This is a genomic window from Streptomyces sp. NBC_00377 (genome assembly GCF_036075115.1).
Taxonomy (GTDB): domain Bacteria; phylum Actinomycetota; class Actinomycetes; order Streptomycetales; family Streptomycetaceae; genus Streptomyces.
Map to the genome: position 1 here is coordinate 3,265,328 of NZ_CP107958.1, position 14,851 is coordinate 3,280,178.

General features: G+C 71.9%; 14 protein-coding genes. 4 read left to right on the forward strand and 10 right to left on the reverse strand.

Going from position 1 to position 14,851, the window contains the following annotated elements; genetic code table 11:
* Positions 1-97: 97 nt before the first annotated feature.
* Positions 98-559: a molybdenum cofactor biosynthesis protein MoaE gene (locus tag OHS71_RS14600; RefSeq protein WP_328479810.1), complete on the reverse strand. Its 462-nt coding sequence runs from the start codon at positions 557-559 to the stop codon at positions 98-100.
* 243 nt (positions 560-802) lie between these two features.
* Positions 803-1,912, reverse strand: a complete 1,110-nt coding sequence (locus OHS71_RS14605; protein ID WP_328479811.1) for an SDR family oxidoreductase — start codon at positions 1,910-1,912, stop codon at positions 803-805.
* Positions 1,913-2,104: 192 nt separating this feature from the next.
* On the opposite strand from OHS71_RS14605, the gene OHS71_RS14610 reads away from it, so the two are divergent.
* Together OHS71_RS14610 and OHS71_RS14615 are read left to right on the forward strand one after the other, a co-directional pair.
* On the forward strand, positions 2,105-3,565 hold the full coding sequence (locus tag OHS71_RS14610; RefSeq protein ID WP_328479812.1) for a zinc-dependent metalloprotease: 1,461 nt from the start codon (positions 2,105-2,107) through the stop codon (positions 3,563-3,565).
* Entirely contained in the window at positions 3,562-4,077 is a 516-nt protein-coding gene (locus tag OHS71_RS14615; protein WP_328479813.1) for an NUDIX hydrolase, read from the forward strand. The genes OHS71_RS14610 and OHS71_RS14615 overlap by 4 nt, the downstream gene beginning before the upstream one ends.
* 61 nt (positions 4,078-4,138) lie before the next feature.
* Here OHS71_RS14615 and OHS71_RS14620 read toward each other — a convergent pair whose 3' ends face one another.
* The 4 genes from OHS71_RS14620 to OHS71_RS14635 form a co-directional block, all read right to left on the reverse strand.
* Positions 4,139-4,894: an AIM24 family protein gene (locus tag OHS71_RS14620; RefSeq protein ID WP_328479814.1), complete on the reverse strand. Its 756-nt coding sequence runs from the start codon at positions 4,892-4,894 to the stop codon at positions 4,139-4,141.
* Between the two features lie 18 nt (positions 4,895-4,912).
* The gene (locus OHS71_RS14625; RefSeq protein ID WP_328479815.1) at positions 4,913-5,593 is read right to left on the reverse strand and encodes an AIM24 family protein; all 681 of its coding nucleotides are present in this window, start codon (positions 5,591-5,593) and stop codon (positions 4,913-4,915) included.
* 11 nt (positions 5,594-5,604) lie between these two features.
* Positions 5,605-7,281, reverse strand: a complete 1,677-nt coding sequence (locus OHS71_RS14630) for a TerD family protein (RefSeq protein WP_328479816.1) — start codon at positions 7,279-7,281, stop codon at positions 5,605-5,607.
* Positions 7,282-7,425: 144 nt separating this feature from the next.
* Positions 7,426-8,022 (reverse strand): M48 metallopeptidase family protein, encoded by a 597-nt coding sequence (locus OHS71_RS14635; RefSeq protein WP_328479817.1) that lies wholly within the window; start codon positions 8,020-8,022, stop codon positions 7,426-7,428.
* Between the two features lie 241 nt (positions 8,023-8,263).
* Between OHS71_RS14635 and OHS71_RS14640 the strand changes: the two genes are divergently transcribed.
* Together OHS71_RS14640 and OHS71_RS14645 are read left to right on the forward strand one after the other, a co-directional pair.
* Positions 8,264-9,475, forward strand: a complete 1,212-nt coding sequence (locus OHS71_RS14640) for a TOMM precursor leader peptide-binding protein (protein WP_328479818.1) — start codon at positions 8,264-8,266, stop codon at positions 9,473-9,475.
* On the forward strand, positions 9,468-10,847 hold the full coding sequence (locus tag OHS71_RS14645) for an ABC1 kinase family protein (protein WP_328479819.1): 1,380 nt from the start codon (positions 9,468-9,470) through the stop codon (positions 10,845-10,847). The genes OHS71_RS14640 and OHS71_RS14645 overlap by 8 nt, the downstream gene beginning before the upstream one ends.
* Before the next feature lie 308 nt (positions 10,848-11,155).
* Here the strand turns inward: OHS71_RS14645 and OHS71_RS14650 are convergent, their stop codons facing one another.
* The 4 genes from OHS71_RS14650 to OHS71_RS14665 form a co-directional block, all read right to left on the reverse strand.
* Complete coding sequence (locus OHS71_RS14650) at positions 11,156-11,479, reverse strand: hypothetical protein (protein ID WP_328479820.1); 324 nt, start codon at positions 11,477-11,479, stop codon at positions 11,156-11,158.
* Positions 11,476-11,844, reverse strand: coding sequence for a WhiB family transcriptional regulator (locus tag OHS71_RS14655; protein ID WP_005480495.1), 369 nt, complete (start codon positions 11,842-11,844; stop codon positions 11,476-11,478). Before OHS71_RS14655 ends, OHS71_RS14650 begins: the two co-directional genes overlap by 4 nt.
* Positions 11,845-12,019: 175 nt before the next feature.
* On the reverse strand, positions 12,020-12,337 hold the full coding sequence (locus OHS71_RS14660; protein WP_328479821.1) for a hypothetical protein: 318 nt from the start codon (positions 12,335-12,337) through the stop codon (positions 12,020-12,022).
* 189 nt (positions 12,338-12,526) lie between these two features.
* A complete protein-coding gene (locus tag OHS71_RS14665; protein WP_328479822.1) occupies positions 12,527-14,731 on the reverse strand; it encodes an ATP-dependent DNA helicase UvrD2 in 2,205 nt (734 codons plus the stop codon).
* Positions 14,732-14,851: the final 120 nt, after the last annotated feature.

The window sequence follows — 14,851 nt, forward strand, 5'->3', positions numbered from 1 at the left end:
CAGCAGATTAACCATTCGCACTGACAACGCTCACGGCAGGGGTGTGGTTACGCAACCGGACGGACGGCACGGCCGGCGGCCGGGTGGGGCGAGGGATTCAGCAGGCGCCCACCCACTCGTCGGTGCCGTCGGAGAACTTCTGGTGCTTCCAGATGGGCACCTCGTGCTTGAGGTCGTCGATCAGCTTCCGGCAGGCCTCGAACGCCTCCCCGCGGTGCGGGCAGGAGACGGCCACCACGACGGCGAGATCACCGACCCCGAGGTCCCCCACCCGGTGCACGGCGGCCAGCGCCCGCACCGGGTACTCGGCGACGACCTTCTCCGCGATCCGCCGCATCTCCGCCTCGGCGCCGGGATGGCAGGAGTATCCGAGCGCGTCGACGTCGGCGCCCCCGTCGTGGTTGCGGACCGTGCCCACGAACAGCGCCGTTCCGCCGGCCGAGTCGTCCCCGACGGCCCTGAAGACCTCGTCGAGGGAGAGCGCGGTGTCACGGATGGCGATCAGCTTGATGGGGTCCTGCGCTGCTTGCTCGCCCGGATGCTCGTCGATGGCTGCCATACCTCCATCGTGCCGCACCGCAGTGAGCGGGCGAAACTGCGTGATCACCCGGCACACGCGCGTACCTCTTTGGAGCGACCTCCGAAGTCGGCTAGTCCGGGTGCACCCGCTCCGCCGGAGTCGCGAGGGCCGGGGCCCCTTCAGGGCCGAAGGGAGGGTGTGCGGTCTTTAGCCTCCCCCGGAGGGGGAACGGGGCAGGGAACGGGCGGCGGGGGCGGGAAAGGCCGGCCGCGCACCCCGCGCTCACCTCCGCCGGGCCTTGCGAGCCCGTCGTACGACGGCCGCCGCACCCAGCAGAGCGACCGTCGCGCCTGCCGCGCCCGCCGCCGTCGCGTCCTTGCGCCCGAGCCGCCGGCCGACGACGGTGTGCCGTCCGGCCACCTCCTCCAGCAGCTCCGCGAGGACCTCCTCGTTGGTCCACTGCGGCCGCCACCCCGCATCGTGCAGCCGGCTCCCGCTCACCACCCAGGGGTACATCGTGTACGCCAGGTCCCCGGCCGGGGAGGGCGTCAGCCCGATCCGGTGCAGCCGGGCGGCGGCGCCCAGCGCGACCGCCGAGGGCAGCTCCATGCGCCGGATCCCGCTGAGCTCCTCGACCTCCTCCTGCTCCAGCCAGCCGTCGCAGCCGACGGCCAGCTCGCCGTCGACCTTCTCCAGGACGGCGTACTCCAGCGCGCTCACCAGGTCCTCGGCATGGCAGAACTGCCAGGCCGGCCGTGAGCCGGCGACGACCAGCAGCCGCGGGGACTCGAAGTACCGCGTCAACGCGGTGTCCGTGCCGCCGACGAGCACCGCGGGCCGCACGACGGTGACGTTGAGCCCCGGATGCGCCCGGGGCGCACGCCGGGCGAGCCGTTCGATCTCGAGCAGGTCCCCGACGCCGGTCGCCTCCGCCGTCGCCCTCAGCTCCGCGTCCTCCGAGAGCGGCAGCTCGTTGTCCTCGAGCGCGCCGTAGACCATCGCCGAGGTGCACAGCACCACGCGGCGCACCCCGGCCGCGGCGGCGGCCGTCAGCACGGTCTGCGTGCCCCGCACGTTGTAGGCCGTCCGGGCGGCGGCGTCACTCCCCAGGTCGAGGTCGAGCGCGAGGTGGACGACGACGTCCACACCGCGCAGCTTGTCGGCGATCGCCGGGTCACGGACGTCGAGGATGTGCCACTGCGCCGCGTCGCAGTCGCCCCGCCGCTCGTCGACGGCGACGACCTGCTTGACCTCCTCCGACGCGGCGAGCCGCTCGGTGAGCAGCGCGCCGATCCCGGTCGCGGCGCCGGTCACGGCGACGACGGGCCCGCGCGCACCGGCCGGGGTCGGGCGGTTTCGCGCTGCGCGAACCTGCGGATCTGGGGAACTCACCAGGTGTCTCCAGCGGTTGTCTTGGCATACGGGCGCGAGTAGAGCGTACGTACCAGGTGGCATCCATCCTGCCGCAGGCCGGGAGTCGGCGAAGCACCGAGGCCCGATCGAGCCGGGGTGTCTACGCTGGGTGGTGTTGCAGGGCAGCCGCCGCCGGCCGAGAACCGGTGGCCTTACCAGCCGAGGAACCCCGTGAGTGACACCCCATTCGGATTCGGCCTTCCGCCGGAGGAGCCGGAAGACGGCGACGAGGGCAAGAAGAAGGACTCGCAGAGCGGCGGTGGTCAGGGACCGGCCAACCCGTTCGGTTTCGGCGGCCTGCCCGGCGCCGGGGGCTTCGGCGCCCCGGGCGGCCCGGGTGCCGAGAACCCGCTCGCCGCGATGTTCGGTTCGCTGAACCCCAACGACCTGGGTGCCGCGTTCCAGCAGCTGGGCCAGATGCTCTCCTACGAGGGCGGCCCGGTGAACTGGGACATGGCCAAGCAGATCGCCCGGCAGACGGTCGCCCAGGGCACCGCCGACGGCGTGAAGGACTCCAGCATCGGCCCCTCGGAGCGCACCGCGGTCCAGGAGGCCGTCCGCCTGGCCGACCTGTGGCTGGACGACGCGACGTCCCTGCCGTCCGGCGCGGGCACGGCGGTGGCGTGGTCCCGCGCGGAGTGGGTCGAGGCGACCCTGCCCGCGTGGAAGGAGCTCGTCGACCCGGTCGCCGAGCGCGTCGGCGCGGCCATGGGCGATGTCCTGCCGGAGGAGATGCAGGCCATGGCCGGCCCGCTGATCGGCATGATGCGCTCGATGGGCGGGGCGATGTTCGGCTCGCAGATCGGCCAGGCCGTGGGTGTGCTCGCGGGCGAGGTCGTCGGCTCGACCGACATCGGTCTGCCGCTCGGTCCGGCCGGGCGCGCCGCGCTCCTGCCGGCGAACATCGAGGCGTTCGGCAAGGACCTGGGCGTACCGCAGGACGAGGTGCGGCTCTACCTCGCCCTGCGCGAGGCCGCCCACCAGCGCCTCTTCGCGCACGTGCCGTGGCTGCGCTCGCACCTGTTCGGCGCGGTCGAGGGTTACGCGCGCGGGATCAAGGTCGACACGGCCAAGCTGGAGGACGTGGTCGGTCAGTTCGACCCGCAGAACCCCGAGCAGTTGCAGGACGCGCTCCAGCAGGGCATGTTCCAGCCCGAGGACACCCCGGCGCAGAAGGCCGCCCTGGCCCGTCTGGAGACGGCTCTGGCGCTCGTGGAGGGCTGGGTGGACGCGGTGGTGCACGCGGCCGCGAAACCGCGCCTGTCGTCCGCCGACGCGCTGCGTGAGACGCTGCGCCGTCGCCGCGCGTCCGGCGGTCCCGCGGAGCAGACGTTCGCGACGCTGATCGGCCTGGAGCTGCGGCCGCGCCGCCTGCGGGACGCCTCCCGTCTGTGGGCGTCCCTCACGGACGCGCGCGGTGTCGACGGCCGCGACGGCCTGTGGGCCCACCCGGACATGCTGCCCACGGCGTCCGACCTGGACGACCCGGACGGCTTCGTCCACCGCGAGCAGCTGGACTTCTCCGAGCTGGACAAGATGCTCGGCGAGGCGGCGAGCGGTGCCTCCGGCGAGAAGCCGAACCTGAAGAAGGACGACGCCGCCACCGACTCCGAGGACGACGACACCGAGTGAGCCTGTACGACGACGCGGTCCTCGTCCTGAAGGGGTACGAGGGCCAGGAGGAGCTGTGCCAGGCCTACCTGGACCATCTCGCGACGCACCCGGACGGCATGTGGAAGGCCTGCGGCGACGGCCACGTCACGGCGAGCGCGCTGGTGATCGATCCGGAGTCGGGCCGGGTGCTGCTGACCCTGCACAAGAAGATGCGGATGTGGCTCCAGATGGGGGGCCACTGCGAACCGGTCGACGAGACGCTGCGGGCCGCGGCGCTGCGCGAGGCGACCGAGGAGTCCGGTATCGCAGGGCTGACCCTGCTCCCGGGCGGTCCGGTGCGCCTGGACCGGCATCACACGCCGTGCGCCTGGCACTACGACGTCCAGTACGCGGCGCTCGCCCCGGCCGGGTCGGTGGAGACCATCAGCGACGAGTCCCTCGACCTGCGCTGGTTCGGCTACGACGAGGTGGCGGACGTGGCCGACGAGTCGGTCGTACGCCTGCTGGAAGCGGCCCGCGCCCAACTGTGAACCGGAACGAGTAAGGGGCGACCTTCCGGCGGCCGCCCCTTACGTCTGCTTTCCCGGACGGTCAGCTCCAGGCGTTGCCCTGGTTCTGCGCCCGCACGCCCTGCTGCCCCATGCCGTACTGGGCGCTCAGACCGGAGCCGATCTGGGCGTTCTGCGGCGGCAGCAGCTCGCTGGGCTGGACGAGCGCGTAGCCGCTGCCCATGAAGCTGAGCTCCCAGCCCTCACCGGTGTTGCCGCGCCGGCGCCACACCCCCGAGGAGTGCGTCTGGGCCTGCATCTGCACCCGCAGCCCGGTGGACCAGGCGACGATGGCGTCGGCGTCGCAGTTGACGTACTTGTCGGGCGTGACCTGCATCATCAGCGGCGCGCCCGAGGTCATCAGGGCGACCTTGCCGCGGCCGGTGATGTTGAGCTGGTACTTCCCGGAGCCGGAGATGCCGTAGAGGCTGTCCACCGCGATGACCTCGTGGTGCAGCGAGGAGTCCATGGCGAGGACATAGCTGCTGTCCACGGTCAGGCCGTCCTGCTCCACGTCGAGCACATGGATGTGCTGGGCCAGGTTGGCGAGGTAGACCGTGCCCTGCCCGTGGCAGCGCATCAGGTCCAGGCCCTCGCCGGTGTACGCCCGTGCCCGCCCCTGCTGGTTGTTCTGGTACTCGGCGTCGAACTCCATCAGGCCCTGGTAGGCGACCATCGTGCCCTTGCGGGCGAGGATGTCGTCGTGGCCCTCGAGCGTGACCCGGAGCATCTGCTTGTTCTGAAGACTCCAGCGCTCCTGGGTCTGCGAGTCGTTGTGTGCGAAAAGTGAGCTCTGCATGGCGTTTCTGGCTCCCCCTCAGCCCCGGACCCGGAGGCGGTCGGTGCTGTCCTCACTGGGCTGGACGACGACGATGCCCTGGCCGGAGAAGGCCATCTGGTAGGCCTCGCCGCTGCCCCGGCCGATGAGCGACTGCGCCTTGAAGCTGCGCTTGCCCTTCACCTTGAGATTCGGGGACCAGGCGACGAGCGCGTCGGGGTCGACGTACGTCTCGTCCTCGCCGCCGCCGCAGTCGACGACGATCGGCTTGCCCCGGGAGGTCAGCGCCACCCAGCCCTGGCCGGAGATCTTGGTGTTCCACAGGCCCTGGCCCGCGAACTTCGCGAGCCCCTTGACGCGCTCGACGCCCCAGGTGAGGTGCGCGTCGAAGGCGAGCAGGTTCGTGGCGTTGACGGAGATGCCGTCGCCGTTGAGGTTGATCACCACGACATCGGCGCCGTAGTCGGCGAGGTAGAGCAGGCCGTCGCCCGAGCACTTCATCAGGGGCGCGCCCTCGCCGGTCATCCAGTCGCGGGCGATCTGGCGCACGGCCAGCGGATTGGGCTCGTACTGCACGAAGCCCTCGTAGGCGACCATCGAACCCACGCGCGCGAGGAGGTCGTTCCCGGTCTGGAGGGCCACCTTCAGCATGTGGTTGCCGTGGTTCTCCATACGGGCGGTGACGGGTGCGGGGGCATAGCCCGCGAGTGGCTGGTTCATGACGGGCTCCCTCAGACCTCGTACGGCTGGACGACGATGAAGTTGCCGGGGGCTGCCCGGAACTGGAGGTTGACGCTCTCCCCGGTGTCGCCGGGATAGGCGTTGCGGCGCATCCGGACCTGGCTGGAGACGACCACCTGGGCGGCGGACGACCAGGCGACGACGGCGTTGCAGTCGGCGAACGTGGTGGGGGTGACCGGCAGGACGACGGGCGTGCCGTGCGTCTTCACGACGATCGTGCCGGTGCCCGTGAACTGCATGGTGAACAGGGCTCCGCCCGGGATGCCGTGCCCCTCGATCCGGCGGACCTCGTACTGGAGGCTCTCGTCGAAGGCGAGGACGTTCTCCGCGGAGACGCAGATGCCGTCGCCCTGGAGCTCGATGGGGTGCAGCATCGTGGAGTTGTCGGCGAGGAACACCTGGCCCTGGCCGGTGCAGCGCATCAGCTGCATCTCCTGGCCGGTGGCGTTGCCGACGATCCGGCCGGCGAATCCGGCGCCCTTGTAGCTGAAGTCGACCTTGCCCTGGTAGAGGACCATGCTGCCCTGGCGGGCGAGGACGGGCTGGCCGCCCATCCCCAGGTCGACGCGGATCAGCTTCTTGTTCTGCTGGGTCCAGCGCTGTCCGGTGGGCGTTTCCTTGAACTTCTGGAGCGCCGCGGTCACTCCGGCACCGGCCTGGGGCGCGCCCTGCGGTACGCCGTACGCCTGCTGGCCCGGGACCTGCCCGAACGGGGGCTGCTGGCCATAGCCGGGCGGCTGGCCGTAACCGGGCGGAGCCTGCGGGGCCTGAGGCTGCTGGCCGTAGCCGGGCGGGGCCTGCGGGGCCTGCTGGCCGTAGCCGGGGGGCATGGGCGCGGTCGGCGCGGGGCCCTGACCGTACGGCTGCTGGGGCGGCTGGCCGTACGGCGCCGGCGCCGGCGCGGGAGGCGGGACGTGGCCGCCGCCGGGCGGGGCCAGGGGCGCGACGATGGTCGGCGCGGCGTGCACCGAGGGCGCGGGGGCCGGAGCGGGTGGCGCGGTCGCGCCGGGCGGGGGCGCGAAGCCCTGCGCGGCGGGCTGCGGCTGCGCCGGAGCGGGCGCGGGCGCGCCGAACGCGGGCGGGGCGAAGCCGGGAGTCGCGGCCCCGGTCTGCTGCTGCGGCGCGGCGGGCGCCTCCTCCTCGGCGACCTCGCCGCCGAAGTTCTTCAGCAGGGCGTCCAGGCCACCGTCGAAGCCCTGTCCGACGGCTGCGAACCGCCAGACGTCCTTCAGGTAGAAGTCGCCCAGCATCACGGCCCGCTCGCTGGAGAACTCGGAGCCGTTGAACGCGTAGCGGGCCACTTCCTCACCGCCCGCGACGATGCGGAGGTAGCCGGGGTTGATCTGCGACATCTGCCCGGCGCCGTCGAGGGTCGCCGTGAAGGACAGCTTCTTGATCTGCGGCGGGACCCGGTCGAGAGTGATGCGGAAGGACTCCGTGTCGCCCGCCTGCGCGCCCAGGAGCTGGATGGACTCCTCGGGCGACTTCGGCTGGTTGAAGAAGACGAAGTACCGGTCGTCCGAGAGCCGCTCGTCGGCGTCGAGGCCGAAGCAGCTGATGTCGAAGGTCAGCCCGGGGGCGGTGATCTGCACGCCTACGTACAGATCGGTGCCCGCGGTGAGGTCACTGATCCTGGCCTTGTGGCCGCGCTGGAATTCCCTGGACATGCGTAACGACCGTCCCCCATCCCGATTGTGAATGCGTCGCGTCAGGCTAACGGCAAAGTCGGACAACGGACGATGTCGGTACAGACCCGGTACACAACCCGCTGCGCGCACCCCGGGGCGCGTTCACCCCGCGCGCGCCGCAGGTCACTCCTCGCTGGTACCGGGTGGGTGGGGCAGCCGTTCGGCCGCGACGACGCCCTCGAGGTAGCCACGGGCGCGCTCGGTGCGCGGGTAGGCCTCCAGCAGCCGCCAGAAGTCGGGGCCGTGGCCGGGCACGAGCAGGTGGGCGAGTTCGTGGGCGAGGACGTAGTCGATGACGTACTCGGGCATGCCCTTCAGGCGGTGCGACAGGCGGATGCTGCCCTCGGCCGGCGTGCACGAGCCCCAGCGGGTGTTCTGGTTGGTCACCCAGCGCACGGAGGCGGGCCTGGCCCGGCCGCCGAAACACTGGGCCGACAGCCGCCGCGCGCGCTCGGCCAGCTCGGCGTCGCCCGGCACGCGCCGGCTCTCCTGGGCGGCCAGCTTGTCGAGCATGACGCTCACCCAGCGTTGCTCCTCGGCCTCGGACATCCGGGCAGGGATGAGCACGATGGTGCGGTCGCCCTCGCGGTACGCGGAGACCGTACGCCGTCGGCGGGAGCTCCTGCGGACCTCGATCGCGCTCGCCCGTGAGCCGCTCGGCGGCTGGCTCGTCGTACTGCGCTGTGGTGCTCCGGCGCGTTGCAGTGGGTCGGCGGACACGCCCCGACGTTACCTGCTGCACCTGGGGGAAGTCCCGACTCCGGGGCGGTCCTGTTCCGATCCGACCTGCCGTTTTTGCCTCGTACGACGCATTTGTACGATGAATGCTTCGGCCTGTGGACAACTTCGGGCGGGCTTCCGGCGGGTCCGGGCATGCTGGCATTCGTCGGCGGAGCGAGGACACCCCACGCCCCCGCTCCGCCGATCCGACGGGGAGTTCTCCAGACATACGGGGGCCTTGATGCATCCGATGGTGAAGCCGGCGCTGCGGCGCGGCTGGCGTGACCTCGACACCGTGCAGTTCGGAATGACACCGGCACACGCAGTGACGCTCGGCCCGGTGGACACGGCGACGGGCAGTTTCCTCGACCTGCTGGACGGCACCCGCGGACTCGCCCTTCTGCGTGAAGAGGGCCGCCGTATGGACCTGCCCGACGGCCATGTCGACCGGCTGGTGGAGCGCCTCGCGCAGGCAGGGCTCCTGGACGACGCGCGCGGCGGCGGACCGAAAGCCGATGCCCTGCGGGAGAGGAAAGAGGTTCTGGACCGGCTGCGCCCCGACCTGGCCACGCTGTCCCTCCTCACCTCGGAACCGGGTGACGCGATCGAGCACCTGACCGCCAGGCGCGGGCTGCGGGTGCAGGTGCGGGGTGCGGGCCGGGTCGGCGCGGTGCTGGCCGCACTGCTGTCTGGCGCGGGAATCGGCGAGGTCGACGTGCGGGACGGCGGCCGGGTGGAACCGGGGGACCTCGCACCGGGCGGTCTGCCCGCCGAGTCGGTCGGCGAACGGCGGGACGAGTCCGCCCGCCGAGCCGTGCGCCGGGCCGCCCCCGGCCCCGCACCCCGCAGAGGCCCCGGGTCACCGGCCGAGGCGGACACCCCCGGCCTCTCGCTGGTGATCATCGCTCCACGGGAGGACGTGTCCGTGCACGTGCCCGGTCCTGCGGCGGCGGAACCCCTGATCGCCTCGGGCACACCGCACCTCTACGCCGGGGTCGTGGAGGGAACCGGCGTCGTCGGCCCACTCGTGCTGCCGGGCGAGACGGGCTGTGCCGGCTGTCTGCACCAGGTACGGACCGACCAGGACCCGGCCTGGCCGCGACTGGTCGCCCAGTGGCAGTCGGGGCGCCGGCGTGGAGCACGCGCCTGCGATGTGACGCTCGCCACGACCGTCGCCGGGCTGGCGGCCGCCCACGCGCTCACGTTCCTCGACGGCAGGACCCCCTCCAGCGCGGGCGCCCGCTGGGAAGTCTCCCTCCCCGCCCTGCGGTGGGACGCACGACCGGTGCGGCCCCACGCCGCCTGCCCCTGCGGGGCCGCGGAGAAAGGTAAGCGGGAACACACCCCCGAGGACCGGGGAGCACACGCGACAATGGCAGTGCAGCATTCGACGGAGTTTCGCCGTAGGACGGACACGGCGCGGCTGCCTGGGACCTGGAGGGCGCATGTCTGATCTTCCCCGGAAGGCGGTCACACGGACCGCCAAGCTCGCCGCGCTTCCGCTCGGCTTCGCCGGGCGGGCGACCTGGGGCCTCGGCAAGCGGATCGTGGGCGAATCCGCGGAGATCGTCGGCCGCGAGCTCCAGCAGCGCACCGCTGAGCAGCTTTTCAAGGTGCTGGGCGAGCTGAAGGGGGGTGCGATGAAGTTCGGGCAGGCCATGTCCGTCTTCGAGTCCGCCCTCCCCGAGGAGGTCGCCGGTCCCTACCGGGCGGCCCTCACCAAACTCCAGGACGCGGCCCCGCCGATGCCGACCCGCACCATGCACTCCGTGCTCGCGGAGCGGCTCGGCGAGGACTGGTCCGAGCTGTTCCTGGAGTTCGACGACAAGCCGGCCGCCGCGGCCTCGATCGGCCAGGTCCACCGAGCGGTGTGGCACGACGGCCGCGAGGTCGCGGTCAAGGTCCAGTACCCCGGGGCCGGCGAGGCCCTGCTGTCCGACCTGAACCAACTCAGCCGTTTCGCGCGCCTGTTGGGCCCGCTCATCCCGGGGATGGACGTCAAGCCCCTGATCGCCGAGCTCAAGGACCGGGTCTCCGAGGAGCTCGACTACGCCTTGGAGGCACAGGCGCAGCAGGCCCACGCGGACGAGTTCGCGGACGATCCCGACGTGGTGGTCCCGGCGGTGGTCCACCAGTGCGACCAGGTCCTGGTCACCGAGTGGATCGACGGTGTGCCGCTGTCCGAGGTGATCACCGAAGGCACCCGGGAACAGCGCGACCGCGCCGGCCAGTTGCTGTCCCGGTTCCTCTTCTCCGGCCCGGCCCGCACCGGACTCCTCCACGCCGACCCGCACCCCGGCAACTTCCGTCTCCTGCCCGGCGGACCGGACGGGCCGGACGACTGGCGGCTGGGCGTCCTGGACTTCGGCACGGTGGACCGGCTCCCCGGCGGCCTGCCCGACCCGATCGGCGAGTCCCTGCGCCTGACCCTCGACGGTCAGGCGGAGGCGGTCTACGAACTCCTGCGCAGGGAGGGCTTCGTCAGGGACTCCATCGAGCTGGACCCCGACGCGGTCCTCGACTACCTCCTGCCGATCATCGAGCCGGCCCAGGTCGAGGAGTTCACCTTCACCCGGGGCTGGATGCGCAGCCAGGCGGCCCGGATCGCCGACATCCGCTCCCCCGCCCATCAGCTGGGCAAGCAGCTCAACCTCCCGCCCGCCTACCTGCTGATACACCGGGTGACGCTCAGCACGATCGGCGTGCTGTGCCAGCTCGGCGCGACGGTCCGGCTGCGCGAGGAACTGGAGGAGTGGCTGCCCGGCTTCCTCGCCGCGGACGACCTGGAGGACTTCGAGGCGGAGGGATCCGTCGCGGAGGCCTGAGCCGCGAGCGAGGCCCCGCGAGGGGGCACCCTCTCGTCGACCTGTGACGCATTTCACCCCGCCCTCGGTCCGGATCGTCCTCGGCCACTCGGGGTCCGCACCTGCTCTTGCCGCTCAGGGTCCGGGCGCGACACTGCGGAGGCCGGTCGCCCCTCGACACTCCGGGGCCGGGTCGTCCCCCGATCGCCCTGCGGCTCTCGGGCGGAACCCCCTCGCAACGCACCGCGGGGGCCGGTCCGTTCGGACGGACCGGCCCCCGCGGAAAGCTTCGCCTCCTGCCGGGAGGCCACCGCTTCAGGTGTGGGTGATCACTGCATCACGGCCATGGCGAGCGCCCGCCGGGCGCGCATCGAGGCGCGCTCGGCCCGGCGCTGCATCCGGCGAGCGGTCGCCAGGCGCAGGGCCCGGCGTTCCCGCTCGGCCTCGTGCAGCCGGTCGTGCATATGCGCACGAGCCAGGGCTTCTGGGATGAGTTGCATCTCGCGTGTCCTGTTCTGACGCGAGTCGTACGCGCCGGTGGTGGTGATGTCTTCGGTCGCGGAGCCTGCGGGCTCGCTGGGGAACGGCTTCATCGGGGCCTGCTTCTTGGGGTCTTGCGTGAGGGGGCGGTCGATCGTTCCTGCGGTGTTCATGCTGTGACCGGGTTCTTGCGCGGGCGGCCACGCGGCCGCTTGCGGGCGACGACGACACCCTGGACGAACAGCTCGCCGCCCCAGACACCCCAGGGCTCGCGCCGCTCCTTGGCGCCGGCGAGGCAGGCCTCCATCAGCGGGCAGGTACGGCAGAGGGACTTGGCGTACTCGACGTCGGCCGGCGACTCGGCGAAGAAGACCTCCGGGTCGTAGGAGCGGCAGGGGACGGGCACGCCGAGGTTCTCGATGGCGTCGTCGAGCGCGGTGAGCGCCGTGAGCGGGGTCAAGGTGGAGTCCTCCGTGAGGCCGGGCGGGGGGATCGTTTCGGAAGGCGGTACTGACGGGGCGTGCGCTTCGAGTTGCACGGTCGTCTTTCCTCGTCTGTCGGTCCGGTCCTGTGGGACCGGGTGTCGGCTGGGTACCGGGTTCTTTTCTTGTCCCGAGGCCCCTTCGCTCCGTCATCCCCGTTCGGGGAAAACAGAAGGGCCGCGGATCCCGGGTGGGGTTCCGCGGCCCTGAAGGCGCCGGCCTGATCGACGATCAGGCTGGATCACTCCAGGGTTCTGGCCCACGGAAGGCCCACATCAGGTGGTGCTGCGTCGTCTGCTTCCGGTCTCCGGCACCGGCTGCCGCAAAGGCATAGGCATGCGCCTGTGCTCCTACTGCTTCCAGTGCCTCGGTCGGTCGCTCATTGCGCTCGCGGCTGGGAAGACCCACGGAGGCAACGGAGGAGGACGCCGGCCGGTCGGCACGGATGCCGGACAGACCGGTGCCCAGGATCGAGGCGTCGAGGATGCACGTGGAGACGACCGAGTGATCGGTCAGTTTGGCGGTGGAGCTGCGGTTGATGATCGTCACTGGAATCGCCTCCTCTCGGCGTCTCGGGGGACCGGGGGTGAATCCGGTCCGGCGGGTATGCAAGTACAGCACGGAATCAGGGCCTTCGAGAAGGCCGCCGTTCCCGTGCCTAAGAACCTATGGGGATTGCCGGGGCATGCGCAAACTATTTTTCCGACGAGTTCGGATCAGTTCCTGGACCCCTCGTCCTCAGTCCGCCTCGTCGCCCGTCCCCACCTCTTGGCCTGCGCAGATGGCCAGGACATCGGCTCCGTAGCGATGGAGCTTGCGCACGCCGACCCCCGGGATCCGAGCGAGCTCGCCCTCCTCCTCGGGGACGGTCTCGGCGATCGCCATGAGCGTCTTGTCGGTGAAGACGCAGAACGCGGGCTGTCCCGCCCGCCGGGCCTGGACCGCCCGCCAGTCGCGCAGCCGTTCGTAGAGCCCCTCGTCCATGTCGGAGGGGCACTCCTCGCAGCGCATCAGCTTCATCTCGCCGGCGTCGGTCAGGGTGCGCCCGCAGACCCGGCAGCGGGCCGGCGTCCGCTGGGTCCGCCGCCGTACGACGGGGGCGCCCGCAGCGGCGCCGCCGAAGCCTCGCTCGATGCCTCCCCCGCCTCCTCCGCCACCACGCCCTGCCGCGGCGCCCGAGCCGGGGCGCAGACCGTCGAGGAAGCGGCTGGGCCGACGGCTCGGGCGGCCGCCCGGTGAACGGGAGAGCGCCCAGGAGACATGGAGGCGCTCACGGGCCCGGGTGACCCCGACGTAGAGGAGCCGGCGCTCCTCCTCGATCTGCTCGTCGGTTCTGGCGTAGGTGATCGGCATCATGCCCTCGGCGACGCCGACCAGGAAGACGACATCCCACTCCAGACCCTTGGCCGAGTGCAGGGAGGCCAGGGTGACCCCCTGGACGGTCGGGGCGTGCTGGGCGTTCGCCCGTTCGTCGAGCTCGGCCACCAGGTCGGCGAGTGTGGCACCGGACTGTGCTGCGGCGAAGTCCTGCGCGAGGTTGACCAGCGCGGCCAGGGACTCCCAGCGTTCCCTGACAGCTCCGGAACCGGCCGGCGGCTGCGGGGTCCAGCCCTCTCCCGAGAGGACGGCCCGGACCTGGGAGGGCAGGTCGACGGCGTCCTCCAGCAGGGCGTCGTTGCCGCCGAAGCGGGCCGCGCCGCGCAGGGCGACGCCCGCCTTGCGCACCTCGGGGCGGTCGAAGAAGCGCTCGGCCCCGCGCAGCTGGTAGGGGATCCCGAGGTCGGCGAGGGCCTGCTCGTAGGTCTCCGACTGCGCGTTGGTGCGGAACAGGACGGCGATCTCCGCGGCCGGGACCCCGGCGTCGAGGAGCTCGCGGATCCGGCGGGCCGCGCCCTCCGCCTCGGCGGGCTCGTCGGGGTACTCGGCGTAACCCGGCTCGGGTCCCGGGTCCCGCTGGGAGACCAGCTCCAGGCGGTGGTCGGCGGCGCGGCCGCTGGCCTGGGAGAGCAGACCGTTGGCGAGGTGGACGACCTGGGGGGTCGAGCGGTAGTCACGCACGAGCTTCACGACGGTGGCGCCGGGGTGACGGGTGCGGAAGTCGAGCAGGTGGTCCGGGGTGGCTCCGGTGAAGGAGTAGATCGTCTGACTGGCGTCCCCCACCACGCACAGGTTGTCGCGCTCACCGAGCCACAGCTCGAGCAGCCGCTGCTGGAGGGGGCTGACGTCCTGGTACTCGTCGACCACGAAGTGCTGGTACTGGGCGCGGACCTGCTCGGCGATGTCCTGCCGGTCCTGCAACACGGCGACGGTCAGCAGCAGGACGTCCTCGAAGTCGATGACGCCGCGCTGCCTCTTGAGGTCCTCGTAGGCGGCGTAGAGCTGGGCGATCTCGGCCGGGTCGCGGGGGACCTCACGGCCGGCCTTGACGGCGGCCGGGGCGTAGTCGGCGGGGACGGTCTGGGTGACCTTGGACCACTCGATCTCCGCGGTGACGTCCCGCAGCTCACCCCGGTCGAGCCGGATGCGGCAGGCGGCCGCCGAGTCGGCGACGAGCTGGATCTTGCGGTCCACGAGCCGGGGCAGGGAACCACCGATCGCTTTCGGCCAGAAATACTGCAGCTGACGCAGGGCCGCGGAGTGGAAGGTGCGGGCCTGGACCCCCTGCGCGCCGAGCTGGCGCAGCCGGCCCCGCATCTCCCCGGCGGCCCGGTTGGTGAAGGTGACGGCCAGCACGCTGGAGGGGTGCAGGATGCCGGCGCGCACACCGTAGGCGATGCGGTGGGTGATCGCCCGGGTCTTGCCCGTGCCCGCTCCCGCCAGCACGCACACCGGACCGTGCAGGGCGGTGGCCACCTCGCGCTGCTCGGGGTCGAGCCCTTCGAGCACCGCGTCGGCCGAGTCCGGTACCTGCGGGAAAAGGGGGGAGTGCGTTGCTGCTGTCACATGGCCATGCTGCCAGGTCGGCGGAGACGGGCGGGCCGGTTGTCCACAGGCGGGCCCTCGCGGTCGTACTAATGCGGCGCGTGTCACTCCCGGCTTCCGCACCGAACAGCGCCACGCGGG